General features: G+C 71.4%; 12 protein-coding genes. 7 read left to right on the top strand and 5 right to left on the bottom strand.

What is annotated here, in order from left to right:
• Positions 1–75: 75 nt before the first annotated feature.
• A complete protein-coding gene (locus NE857_RS31395) occupies positions 76–612 on the top strand; it encodes a hypothetical protein (protein WP_254418876.1) in 537 nt (178 codons plus the stop codon).
• Positions 613–786: 174 nt separating this feature from the next.
• A complete protein-coding gene (locus NE857_RS31390; protein ID WP_254418875.1) occupies positions 787–1,206 on the top strand; it encodes a hypothetical protein in 420 nt (139 codons plus the stop codon).
• Positions 1,207–1,267: 61 nt separating this feature from the next.
• Here the strand turns inward: NE857_RS31390 and NE857_RS31385 are convergent, their stop codons facing one another.
• Positions 1,268–2,266, bottom strand: a complete 999-nt coding sequence (locus NE857_RS31385; protein ID WP_254418874.1) for a tyrosine-type recombinase/integrase — start codon at positions 2,264–2,266, stop codon at positions 1,268–1,270.
• A gap of 161 nt (positions 2,267–2,427) precedes the next feature.
• On the opposite strand from NE857_RS31385, the gene NE857_RS31380 reads away from it, so the two are divergent.
• From NE857_RS31380 to NE857_RS31370, 3 genes are all read left to right on the top strand, one after another.
• A complete protein-coding gene (locus tag NE857_RS31380; RefSeq protein WP_083926756.1) occupies positions 2,428–2,790 on the top strand; it encodes a BlaI/MecI/CopY family transcriptional regulator in 363 nt (120 codons plus the stop codon).
• Between the two features lie 5 nt (positions 2,791–2,795).
• The gene (locus NE857_RS31375) at positions 2,796–3,740 is read left to right on the top strand and encodes a M56 family metallopeptidase (protein WP_017581321.1); all 945 of its coding nucleotides are present in this window, start codon (positions 2,796–2,798) and stop codon (positions 3,738–3,740) included.
• A gap of 108 nt (positions 3,741–3,848) precedes the next feature.
• Positions 3,849–4,151 carry a DUF2516 family protein gene (locus NE857_RS31370; protein WP_017581320.1) on the top strand — a complete coding sequence of 101 codons (303 nt, stop codon included), beginning with the start codon at positions 3,849–3,851 and terminating at the stop codon, positions 4,149–4,151.
• A 115-nt stretch (positions 4,152–4,266) separates the two neighbouring features.
• Here the strand turns inward: NE857_RS31370 and NE857_RS31365 are convergent, their stop codons facing one another.
• The 3 genes from NE857_RS31365 to NE857_RS31355 form a co-directional block, all read right to left on the bottom strand.
• Positions 4,267–6,759, bottom strand: coding sequence for a hypothetical protein (locus NE857_RS31365; protein WP_254418873.1), 2,493 nt, complete (start codon positions 6,757–6,759; stop codon positions 4,267–4,269).
• Between the two features lie 100 nt (positions 6,760–6,859).
• Entirely contained in the window at positions 6,860–7,876 is a 1,017-nt protein-coding gene (locus tag NE857_RS31360; protein ID WP_254418872.1) for a neutral zinc metallopeptidase, read from the bottom strand.
• The gene (locus NE857_RS31355) at positions 7,873–8,760 is read right to left on the bottom strand and encodes a neutral zinc metallopeptidase (protein WP_254418871.1); all 888 of its coding nucleotides are present in this window, start codon (positions 8,758–8,760) and stop codon (positions 7,873–7,875) included. Before NE857_RS31355 ends, NE857_RS31360 begins: the two co-directional genes overlap by 4 nt.
• A gap of 243 nt (positions 8,761–9,003) precedes the next feature.
• Here NE857_RS31355 and NE857_RS31350 point away from each other — a divergent pair, with 243 nt between their 5' ends.
• Both NE857_RS31350 and dtd read left to right on the top strand, forming a co-directional pair.
• On the top strand, positions 9,004–10,854 hold the full coding sequence (locus NE857_RS31350) for a DUF2207 domain-containing protein (protein ID WP_254418870.1): 1,851 nt from the start codon (positions 9,004–9,006) through the stop codon (positions 10,852–10,854).
• A 62-nt stretch (positions 10,855–10,916) separates the two neighbouring features.
• Positions 10,917–11,342 carry a D-aminoacyl-tRNA deacylase gene (gene dtd / locus NE857_RS31345; RefSeq protein ID WP_254418869.1) on the top strand — a complete coding sequence of 142 codons (426 nt, stop codon included), beginning with the start codon at positions 10,917–10,919 and terminating at the stop codon, positions 11,340–11,342.
• A gap of 17 nt (positions 11,343–11,359) precedes the next feature.
• On the opposite strand, the gene NE857_RS31340 is transcribed toward dtd, so the two are convergent.
• Positions 11,360–12,007, bottom strand: a complete 648-nt coding sequence (locus tag NE857_RS31340; protein WP_254418868.1) for a pyridoxamine 5'-phosphate oxidase family protein — start codon at positions 12,005–12,007, stop codon at positions 11,360–11,362.
• Between the last annotated feature and the right edge of the window lie 29 nt (positions 12,008–12,036).

The raw sequence follows: 12,036 nt of genomic DNA, 5'->3' as shown, positions 1-12,036 counted from the left end.
ACTTCCCTAGACCAAGGGAAAAACTTCCTTAGGATTCCCTTGAGTGACCACCCGACAACGCCAGGAAGGGCCGCCATGCCCCCGCAGGACCGACTGAAGGCGCTCGGCCAGGCGCTGATCGCACGCCGGGCCTCCTTTGACCCCACCCGCTTTCGCACCCGGCCTGGGTGGGTGGAGTACGTGAACGCGGAGTCCGGCCTGTCCAAGCGGGTCATCATCGACATCGAGACCGGGGCGCGGGACACCTACCGGGACGAGACCCTCACCGCGCTGGAGTCGCTGTACCGGCTCCAGCCCGGGGCGCTCCGCGCGGCCCTCACCGGGGCGCCCCTGGTGGCGGATGACGGCACGATCCTGGGCCCGTCGGGCGACCCCCGGGATCGGTACGTCGCCGAGGAGCGAACCCATCGGCTCACCGGCCAGGTGCAGCGAATCGTGCGGGACCTGGAGGCCGACACTGCGGGGCTCCCGGACGACGTCGCGGAGGAGATGATCCAGCGGGCCATGGACAATGCCGAGAATCAGGCCCGGCTGATGCTGGAGACGGAGCGGCGAAGGTGGCAACGGCGCCAAGAGCAGGGGGAGCCAAGCGCGGACGGGGACCAAACTTGAGTTTTTGGCCGGATGCGGACACCAATGTGGTAAACCGATTACCCAGCGTGATAGCGCCTGTGACCAGGAGAAATGGTCGCCCAAAATGCTGGATTCGAACTGCTTTACGGCTCTACGATGATCATCCCCGCCCCATCCGGCGGACCCCCAGCAGCACTATGGGAGGGGATACCTGTGAAGCTGCGCCCACCCGACCCGGCACACCGTCGTGCCGCCACCCCCACTCACCCCGGCCACTGCCCCCGCTGCGCCCGGCTCTCCGTCACCCTCGACACCCTGCCTCCGCACGTGGCCTACATTCCCTACGAGAGCAACCCCGGCCACTGGGTGATCATCGCCCGCGACGGCATCACTTACGAGGAACTCGCCCTTGCCTACGCCCGCTGGCTGCCCGCCTGGGCGCGGGCCCGCATCTGGACCCCGCTCGGGGTCACCGACCCCGCCGTCGACCTCGCCGCTCACCACCAAGAGCGCTGGTGGGACCCTGAGTGGCCCGTCCACTCGCATGGGTTGGCCGCCATGGAGGCGGCTGCCGCAGCTGGCGGTTATGTCATCCCATGGCCCCATGCTTGGCTGCTTGACACGCCCGCCTGAGGGCATAGAGCAACGCCCCCTGGCCGCGACGGGAGACCGGCCAAGGGGCGCTCGCATGTGGTCAGGCGGCCTCCAGCGGGACCTTCGCCGCGGACGCCCACGCCCGACGCTGCTCAGACTCCGAGGCGTACAGGGCGACGTGGCGCACGTCCTTCCACCCCATGTACTGGGCGATCTCCGCCCTGTCCGTGTCGCCGTCCAACAGCTGCTTGGTGACCTCCCGGCGGAACATGTGCGAGTGCACCCGCCGCTCGATCCCGGCCCGCTCCGCCCGGCGCTTGATCATGTAGTGCACCGCCTGCGCACCGAGGCCCCCTTGGCCTCCGATCCACAGGGCGGGGTCGTCGGCGTGGGTGCGGGTCGCCCGCTCGCGCAGGTACAGGTCCAGAGCGGCCGATGCCTTGGGCCACACGGGGTAGAAGTGCGTCTCTCCGCCCTTCAACCGGAGGCGCACCAGCGGCTGGGCGCGGTCCAGGAACAGGTCGTTCGCGCCGTCGTTGTCGAGGTCGTGCACCCCTTCCCGGTACCGGAGACCGGCCATCCCGCCGAGCCGCATCCCCGTCGTGGAGAACAGGCGCAGGACGGCCTCGTCGCGCACGTCCAGGAAGCGTCGCCCGGACCGGGACCTGCGCTGCCCTTTGCGGGAGGGGTTGCAGGTGTCGATCATCGCCTTGACCTCGCCGTCGTCGAACGTCGCCCGGACCGGTTCGGCGAACCGCGGTGCGGTGACGTCGATCATGGGGTTCTCCGAGCGCAGGAGGGCGCGCTCCTGGGAGGAGGTGAGCCACATATAGAGGGCGCCCAGGTTGCGGTAGTGGAACGCGGCGTTGGATCCGCTGGTGCGGTCGGCGACGTCCAGGAGCCAGTCGGTGATGTCCCCGGAGGTGATCTCGGCGGGGGTGTCGGCCAGGTCCTCGGTGGCCAGCCAGGCGGCGAAGTGCCTCAGGGTGAGAAGGTAGTTTCGGGATGTGGTTTCGGACTTGCCTTCGGCGCGCAGGTACCGCTTCCAGGAGCGGTCGAGCTTGCCGAGCGGGGTGGTCGCGGTGCTGGTGCGTGACATGAAACTACTCCGGAGGGTGAGCGTCTGCCAGGGATCGTGATAGTACGACCGGGATGCCACGTGCCACCCTGATCCAGGACGAGAACCCGACATCGTTGCAGGTCAGGCGCTATATGGGGGGTCCTGTCGAGCGTAGTACTACCCGTCGTAGACTTGAGTTCATGAATCGGCTTGGCGAACTTGAACGCGCGGTGATGGATGTACTGTGGGCACGCAACGAACCAATGACGGTTCGCGAGGTCGGCAAAGCACTCGCCGAGCGGGACCTGGCCCACACGACCGTCATGACCGTGCTCGACCGACTGGCCAAGAAGAAGGTCGTCGACCGGGCACGCGAGGGTCGTGCGTGGCGGTACCGTCCGGCAGCCAGCCGTGAGAACTACGTGTCGGAGCTGATGTTCGACGCGCTCGGTCAGACGGTGGACCGTGACGCGGCCCTGGCCGCCTTCGTCCAATCCATGGACGGCCAGGAGGCTGAAGCGCTCCGGCGCGCACTCGCGGAAATCGAGCAGCCAAGGAACTAGTCCGTATGGTCAGTGCCGCCCTCCTCACCATCGTCGCGATCAGCTGCCTCGTCGCCATGGAAGCACTCCATCGGGCGAAGTGGCCCTCCCGCGGCCCCTACACGGCGGTCATCGCCTGGCAGGCGCTTGGCCTGGCCTGGGGCGTGTCCACCATCGGAGCGCTGCTGGCCTACGGCCTGTCCTCCTACGAACTCGGCGCCGCCGGCGGCCTGATGGCCGCCGCGTCGGACCTGATCACCGGTGAGTTCATCCTCGCCGAGTTCTCCCAGGGGATCGAGGGAGTCAGCCACCTCGCCGCCGTCGCGCTGGCGATCATCCTGACCCTCGTGCTCTTCTCCGGGCTCGTCGCCTCCTTCGTGCAGGTGGTCCGGGTCCGCAGGCGCCACCACGACCTGCTCGAACTGGTGGCCAGCGAACACCCCGACGTCCCCGGTGCCCGCGTCGTCGACCACCCGGCCGCCGCCGCCTACTGCCTGCCGGGCGTACTGCGCTCGCAGGTGGTGATCAGCGCCGGCGCGCTCGAGGTGCTGGACAACCGTGAACTCGCCGCGGTGCTCGCCCACGAGCACGCCCACCTGCGTCAGCGCCACGACCTCGTGCTGCTGCCCTTCTCCTCGCTCAAGCGGGCCTTCCCCCGCGTGCGGCTGGTGCGGACCTACTACGAGAGCGTCGCGCTGCTCATCGAGATGTGCGCCGACGACCAGGCCCTCCGCAAGAGCTCCTCGCGTGAGCTGGCCATGGCCCTGCTCCGCTTCGGCGCCGCCGGTCCCGCCCCGGTGCCCGCCGGCGCGATGGCCGCGGTGCCCACCGCCGAGCCCGGCGTCATGCGCAGGGTCAACCGGCTCCTGCGCCCGGACGACGAACTCCCCTACCACGCGGGTGCCGTCATCATGGGTGCCTCGGCCTTCCTGCTGGCCACCGTGACGTGTCTGTGGCACATTCCCATCTGAGCCCGTTGTGATGTCAGCCTCGACAGGGCACGATTCTCACGTGTCGTCCGTTTAACGTGGAGAGCGGGCGGAACCCCGTTCGGACGCGTGCGGCGACTGGAGTGAGTCTTGTTCTACTGGATCTGGCAGCTGATCTACCTCGTGACCTTCGTGGCCAGCCTGTACGCGTTCATCGAGGCGCTGAGGACACCGGAGCAGGCCTTCGTGGTCATGGACAAGCAGACCAAGAAGCTGTGGGTGATCCTCACCGGTGTCGCGACGGGACTCTCGCTGCTCGCGGTGCTGAGCGGCACCGGCATGTTCGTCATCCTGGGCCTGGTCGCCACCCTCATCTTCCTGCTGGACGTGCGCCCCGCCGTGAAGGGCGTGGGCGGCAGCAACCAGAACAACGGCCCCTACGGCCCCTGGTAGGACCGGGCCCGGCCTGATCCCCGATCCCCTCTGACCGAGCCCGCCCGACCCCCGGTCGGCGCCGCCCCGGTCCTTCGGGGGCGGCACCGGCCACCGCACGCGGTCCGGCCCGCACTCAGTTGCTTCGGGGGTAGGGCCGCGGCGGCAGGGACCGCCCGGCCGGTCCGGGCTCCGTCGGACCCGCTGGCTCCACGGCCTCCCGAGGTTCCGGGGGCAGCACCTCCGACAGCGCCTGCGCGTAGGCCGGGTCGCTCGTGTAGTAGGAGTGTCCGAGGATCTCGGGGCGCCTGGCCTCCCCGGGCGGGGCGTCGTACGAACGCGGATCGGGCAGCGGCTCGGCCTGTGCCACGCTCTCCTCGCTCCGATCCCGCCCCTCGTCCGCGCCGTCCGCACCGGAACCCCCTCTGCGGACCGGGCCCGCGATGGCGTCGGTGACCCGCCACAGGTTGCGCCAGGCCGACACCCGCCCGCTCAGGTCACCGAACGCGACCGGACCGAAGTAGGCCGGGAAGTACCGCGCGTACAGTCGGTCCAGCGGCGAACCGTGCGTGATCAGCGAGATCCGGCCCCGACAGTCCCGGGGCAGCTGCCACACGGTCGCGGCGGCCAGCACCGACCCCTGCGAGTGGCCGGACAGCACCACGTCGGTGCCCTCGCGGGCCATCCTCGCCACTCGCGCGGTCAGCTGCGGCACCGCGCGCTCGGCGTACGACGGCGGGGCCAGCGGGTGCGCGACCCGCGGCCAGAAGGTCCCCACGTCCCAGACAGCGCCCACCGCCTGCCGGGTCGGCCGGTCCCGGTAGGCGCTCCGGCCGATCCATGCCAGGGCGACCAGGCCCGCCCCGCCGATGATCGAACCCACGCCCACCAGCGCGTCCAGCGCACCCTGCGCCACACCGTGGAGCTCCCCGGCCATGAGCGCCGGGGCGTCCACCGGACCGGCGACCAGGTTGCCGGTGAGGATCGAGTACAGCGCCAGCCCCACCAGGGGGATCACCGGCAGCAGCAGCGCCGCCAGCACCTTGGGCAGGACCTCGGTCAGCTGCCCCACGGCCCTGGCCCTGGCGATGTCCCAGGTCCTGCGGTCCCGCACGCTCCGCGAGTACAGCGAGGTCACCTCGGGCAGCTGCGCCCGTACCGCCCCGCGCAGCCGCAGGGCCAGCACCGCCATCACGCCCAGTACGATCACCGCCTCGAAGGCGAACGCCAGCTGCAGCCACGAGTAGGCGGTGGGCGGCGACAGGGCCAGGCAGTCCGCCTCGGGCGCGTTCACCGAACCGCAGCCGCTCAGCCACAGCGCACCCTGGTAGACCAGCGCCGCCGAGAACCCGCCGCCCAGCAGTGTGCCCAGCGCGGCCGTGGCCGGTCCGGCCAGTCCGCGCATCGCGGTGCGCTCGTGCGGCCGGTCCACCGCGAACAGCACCAGCGCCGCCAGCAGCAGCATCAGGACCAGCGCGCCCTGCACGGCGAAGAGCGTGTTCAGCAGGGTCCCGCTGCCGGGCAGCCGCCCCTGGGCCACCCATCCGGGCCGCGGCCAGACCGTGTACACGGCCACGACCACCACCACGAAGAGCATGGTGTCCCGCAGGATGCGGCAGAACCGGTCGGCCCGCGCGTTCCACCGGGGATCCCTCCCCGGCACCAGCACGCTCGCGGTGCTCGCCGCCGCCGCGGTCGCCAACACGGCCGTCAGGGCCGCCCCGAACCACCAGGCCGCGGGCCCGGTCGACGCCGCCCCGCCCCGCACCGACAGGTCGTGCAGGAACGCGGGGAGCAGCAGCAGCGCCGCGACGGTGCCCACCGCCATCGCGATGTGCGCCGACCTCAGCCGCGCCATGATCTCGCTGTTGCGCCAGAAGTCCGGATGGCTCAACGGCGCGTCCTCGGTGTACTCCGGCGGCACCGGACCGGTCACCACCTCGTAGTCGGCCGCCGTTCTCCGGGACAGCCGCCACAGCACCAGGACGACGGCCGCGGGCAGCACCGCCCCGATCAACAGCCCCCACCCCGGAACGGACAGCGGCGAGGACGCCGAGGCCAGGAAGGCCAGCCACGGGCGCGCCTGGACGCACTCCTGGCCCATCCCGGCGCACTGCCAGCCCACCAGGTCCATCCCCACCCCGGCCGCGGCCAGGGTGATGAGCACGGTCAGGGACAGCGCCAGCAGCCGTACCCCGGCCCCGTAAGCGATGCTGGCGCCCCGGCGCAGGCCGGTCTGCTCCCGGTCCATCCGCCCCGGCCGCATCCAGTACGCCACGTTGAGCAGCATGAAAGGCAGCAGCAGGAGCCAGAACGCCCGCGAGGCGCTGCCCGAGGTCAGGTTGCCCCAGGCGAAGATCTCCCGCCGTACCCCGGGCACGCTCTGGGTGTCAGGCTCGCGCCGCCACCGGAAGAAACCGGCGAGCCGGTCGCCGCCCACGCGCATGGCGGGCTCCACGTCCAGGAGCTCCTCGGCCTGACCGCCGCTGACCCCGTGCACGCGCAGCTCCACGCAGTTTCGGGCAGGGGCGGCGGAGGGCTTCTCAGCGGGGCTGAGGGAGGGGGCCCCAGGGGCGGGGGGCTGGTGCTCCGGCTCGCGAGAGCCGGGGGAATCGGGGGTATCCGGCATGTCAGCATCCTGCCACGCGCAGTGGCGATGAAACACGGCTCAGCCTCCCCTGTGGACAACTCGGGGAACCCGAACGCTTCCCGACCGCGGCCCGGGCCCGTTACTTCACCAGGTCCCCGTCGTCCACGTCCCACGTGTTGCAGGCGCCCGCCGACTGCTCGTCCCAGCCGGCCCGCGTCCACCACACGCTGTTGTCCGCGGAACCGTGCGTGCGCTCCTCGTCGGGGCCGTCGGCACGGTCCGCGGTGGCCGAGGCGTCGTCCAGCAGCACCTCCAGGTCCCCCGAGTCCAAGGGGTAGCTCACCCGGACCGATCCCAGGAAAGCGCCCGCCAGGCAGTTGGCCTGGAGCTCGCTGCGGCGCGTCCACGCGTTGCGGCCCGCGTCGTCCTCCTCCAGCTGGCGCTGCTCGTGGTAGTACTCCAGGAGCCCGGACTCGCCCTGCACGTGGTGGCCGTACTCGTGGGCGAGCAGGGACGCGTAGACCACGCTCTCCTCGGAGCCGTTCCACTTCTCCACCACGTCCGAGGTGCCGATGTAGATGGCGCTGCTCGCCCGGCAGTAGAACGCCCCGGCGGGGGAGGGGTAAGCACGGCAGGGGCTCACGCCGGGGTCGCTCCAGAACACCCGGTTCGGCGGCGCGAAGGGGATGCCCGCCCGGTCGAACTGGGTCGTCCAGGCGTCGTCCAGGCAGTCCGCGACCAGGTGCAGGAACCGCTCCATGGAGTCGGGGTCCTCGACGTCCAGCTCCGGCACCGGGCACGGCAGCGGGCTCAGCCGACCGGTGTCGTACAGCGGGTTGGAGACCAGCGCGGTGTGCCCGGTGGGCCGGTCGGGCAGGGCGCGGCCGGGTAGTCCCAGCTGTCCGGAGGGCGTGTCCTCGACGGGGTGCTCCTGGCCGGGTTTCTCGTCCCCGGCGCCGTCGGCCCGTCCGGACACCGTGTCCGTGTCCGAGCCGCCCTCTTGGACGGTGGTCCAGGAGAGCAGGGACAGCGCCAGCAGCACCACCAGGAGGCCGCACACCACGCTGAAGACCCGCCGGTTGGTCCGGTGCGCCCTGCGGGAGTGGGCCAGCCGTGAGGCCGCGTCCGCCCCGCCGAAGCCGAGGTCACCGCTCACCGCACCAGCTCCTCGCGGGCTTCCCAGGTGTTGCAGGCGGCCGGGTCCGCACGGTCCATGCCGTGCGCGGTCCACAGACGACCGTTCTCCACCGACCCGTGCGTGCTCGTGCCCGCGTGGTCGGAGCGGCGCCCGACTGAGTCGAGGATATTGGTCCGCTCGGACTCCCCGTAACCGAGGGACTCCCCAGCGGCACCGATGAACACTCCGCCCAGGCAGTCGGCCTGGAGCTCGTTGCGCCGGGTCAGCTCGTCCGCGGTCTCCTCGTCGGCGTTGGCCCGCAGCGCGTGGAACTCGGCCAGGATCCGGGACTGCCCCTGCACGTGGTGCCCGTATTCGTGGCTGAGCAGGAACGTGTACGCCTCGGCCTCCTCGCTTCCCGCCGACGCCGCGACGATGTCCTCCACGCCCAGGTAGAGGCCCTGGTTGGCCTGGCAGTAGAAGGCCGCCGTGCCCTGAGTGGGGAAGGGCCCGCAGGGGCTGTGCCCCTCCGCGTACCAGTAGACGCGGTTGGGTGAGGTGAAGGGGATGCCCGCCTCCGCGAAGTAGGCCGCCCAGGCCGCGTCCAGGCAGTCGGCGATCGCGTGCACGAACGCCTCCACCGACTTCGGGTCCCCGGTATCCATCCTCGGCGGCTTGCAGGTGACCTCGCCCAGCTCACCGTTGGCGTAGAGCGGATTCTGCCCGAACGGGTCCTGGATCGGCACCGGGTCGGCGGCCGGTGCCTCGGCGACGTCCGCGATCAGCACCTGGTCGGGGCCCGGCCCGAGCGGCTCGCCCAGGGCCGCTTCGGCCGACGGCAGCATTGCCGAGATCGACAGGAACCCGGTGAACCCGACCGCGGCCAACCCCGTGCCCAGCGATAAGGAGACGCCCAGCCCCATGCGTTGGAGGAAACCGGGCCGATCCGCCCACGGATCCGCCCCCGGACCCGACCGTCGGCCCCTCACCACGGGACCCGGCCCCGGCGCGCGCGGTGGCCGCTCAGGCCGGTGGGAACAGGGTCGGGCAGGTCGTCGGGCCGACCGGTGGACCGGCCGTCCGGCCGCATGGCTGGCCGGCGCACGACGCCGCTGGGGGCGCCCGATGGACACGGTCCGCGCACGGACCGGATAGGCTCTCGCGTCATGTGGTGGGTCGGCTCCTGGCGCCCGGCCGTCGCGTTGGCGACGGCCCTGCTCGTGTTCTCCTCGCTGGCCGCGGTGTCCGCCGTGGCGTGGCCGAGAGGAGAGGCGCACGCGGCGACGGCGGCCGCACCGGCAACCACAGTACCGGGGCAGGAACCGGCGGTCATCGCCCACCGTTCCGCCACGGACCCGGTCATCACCAACGACATCCGCCTCGAACTGGACCAACTGGGCATCCTCCACGGTGAGGAGACCATCCGCTTCGAGGGAGCCGCCCCGGAGAGCTTCACACGGGCCCTCACGGCCACGATGCTCTACGACACCGACCACGACCGCCGCTTCGAGATCAACGGGGTCTCCGCGGTCAGCTCCGACGGCGCCACCCTCCCGCTCGAGACCGAGGAGACCGACGGAGTCCTCCTGGTGCGCATCCCCACCGAGGGCACCCGCGGGGTGAAGCTCAGCTACCGGGTCAGCGGCACCGTCAGCGAGGTGGCCCAGGGCGTCCAGCTCGAGTGGCGGGCCGTGGGCGCCTACAGCCACACCGTCCGCAGCACCGACGTCACCGTCACCGCCCCGCTGCCGCCCGAGGCGCTGTCCTGCCTGGCCGGAGAGCCCCGCAGCGCTATGTACTGCACCGCCTCGGACATGGGCGGGGACGCGGTCGTCGCGCACTTCCTCCAGGCCGACATGACCCCCAGCGACCGGCTGGACATCGTCGTCAACTACCCGGCCGGCACCGCCGAGGGCGAACCCATCCTCACCCGCCGCTGGTCACTGGCCTCGGCCTTTCAGGTCACCCCGGCCACCGCCAGCGTGTTCGGCCTCCTGCTGCTGGTCCTGGTGGGCGGGCTGATCGCGCTGATCCGCGTCCGCGGCCGCGACGAGCGCGCGCTGCGCGAGGAGGCGTCCGAGGGCGACCACGCTCCAGTGGAGCCCGGGGAGCACGGCCGGGTGCGCTTCGCCCCGCCCGACGACGTCCACCCCGGCCAGATCGGCACACTCGTCAACGAGACGGTCGACATCACCGATCTGAGCGGCGCGGTCCTGGACCTGGCCGTGCGCGGCCACATCCGGGTCGAGGAGCTCCCGCACGAACACTTCACCTCGGTGGACTGGCGGCTGGTCCGCCTGGAGGGCCCGCCGGGGGAGACCCTGCTCGGTTACGAATGGCTCCTGCTGGACGCCCTCTTCGGGGAGAAGCGCACCGTGCGCCTGTCCGAGATCGGCTCCCCGCACCACTGCGCGGACTTCCCGGCCCGCATCGACCGCGTGCGCGAGGAGCTGTACCGGGACATGGTCCGGCTCAAGTGGTTCTCCCGCTCGCCCAACCGGGAGCGCGGTACCTGGACCGTCGCCGGCATGGGGCTCACCGTCTCCGGGGTGGTCCTGACCGGTGCGCTCGCGGTGTTCACCACCGCGGCCTTCACCGGCCTGGCCGTGATCATCGCCGGGGCGGCCGTCACCGCCGGGGCCCAGTACATGCCCGCCAAGACCAAGCTCGGCAGCTCCGTCTACGCGCACACCATGGGCTTCCGCGACTACCTGCTCAGCCAGCGCGCCCAGAGCGCCCCACCCGGTCAGCGGGTGGAGCTGTACTCGCGCTACCTGCCCTACGCCGTGATCTTCGACGACGCCGACCGCTGGGCCAACATCCTGGCCGCAGCCGCGATCGCCGACCTCAGCCCCGAGGAGCTCACCGGTGACGGACTCGCCTGGTACACGGGGCCGAGCGAATGGCGGATCGAGGACTTCTCGGACTCCATCAGCACGTTCGTGGTCACCCTGACCGGCCTGATCACCAACACCCGCCGGGTGCGCCTGCTCAACCAGCTGCAACGATCGAGGTAGCACCGTCCCCGGCCCAGTCCGGAAAGCGGTGGCGGAAGAGTTCGATGATCAAGGGGGAACCCATGCGCGCTGTCGTGCAGCGGGTGTCGCACGCTTCGGTGACGGTGGACGGCGAGGTGGTCGGCGAGATCACCCGGCCCGGCCTGATGGCCCTGGTGGGGGTGACCCACACCGACACCGAGGAGGAGGCCCGCAAGGTCGCCCGCAAGCTGTGGACGCTGCGCGTCCTGGAGGACGAGAAGTCCTGCTCGGACATCAACGCCCCGCTCCTGGTGGTCAGCCAGTTCACCCTCTACGGCGACGCCCGCAAGGGCCGCCGCCCCACCTGGCAGGCGGCCGCCCCCGGCCCGGTCGCCGAACCACTGGTGGACGCGGTCGTCAAGGAACTACGCGACCAGGGCGCGGAGGTGGCCACGGGGGTGTTCGGCGCCCAGATGTCCGTCGGCCTGACCAACGAGGGCCCCTTCACCGTCATCGTCGAGGTCTGAGACGGGCGGGGAAGTACTCAGGCCCCGTTCCGGGTCACCCGGGCCAGGACGTGGCCGGGGGCGGGGAGGTCGTGGATCAGCGCCGGGTCGGTCACCGGGGGGTCGAACACCGTCCGGACCGGTTGCACACCCGCCCAGATCGGGGTGGGGTGGTCCGACTCCTCGTCGTTGGGCGGGCCGGTGCGGACCTTCACCGACGCCTCCGCCAGGGACAGCGCCAGCACCCGGGTGGCCGCCATCTCCTTGGCGCTCGGCGGGCGGACCACGTCCCACTGGCCCGGGGCGAGCTGCTCGGTGATCGCCCGCAGCCCCTCCCAGCGCTCCTGCTCGTCGGTGACCAGGCGCGGGGTCCCGAACACCATCGCGGAGCGGTGGTTCATCGAGTGGTGGAAGCCCGAGCGGGCCATCACGATGCCGTCCAGCAGGGTCACCGTCACGCACACCTCGTCCTCCGCCCGCAGCGAGCGCGCGCCGGTCGAACCGTGCAGGTAGAGGGTGTCGCCGATCCGTCCGTAGCCGGTGGGCAGTACTCGGGGCGATCCGTCCACGACCACGCCGAGGTGGCAGACCAGCCCTTCGTCGAGGAGGTCGTACAGCTCGTTGCGGTCGGTTCTGGCCTTGGCCTTGCCACGGTTGAGCCGTGTGCGTTCGGTGGTGGAGAGCATGCGTCTACCGTAGGGAGAAGTGGATATTC

The organism is Nocardiopsis exhalans (assembly GCF_024134545.1).
Taxonomy (GTDB): Bacteria; Actinomycetota; Actinomycetes; order Streptosporangiales; family Streptosporangiaceae; genus Nocardiopsis; species Nocardiopsis exhalans.
The sequence above is the reverse complement of the archived record's forward strand: the minus strand, read 5'-3'. Positions and strand labels throughout refer to the sequence as shown.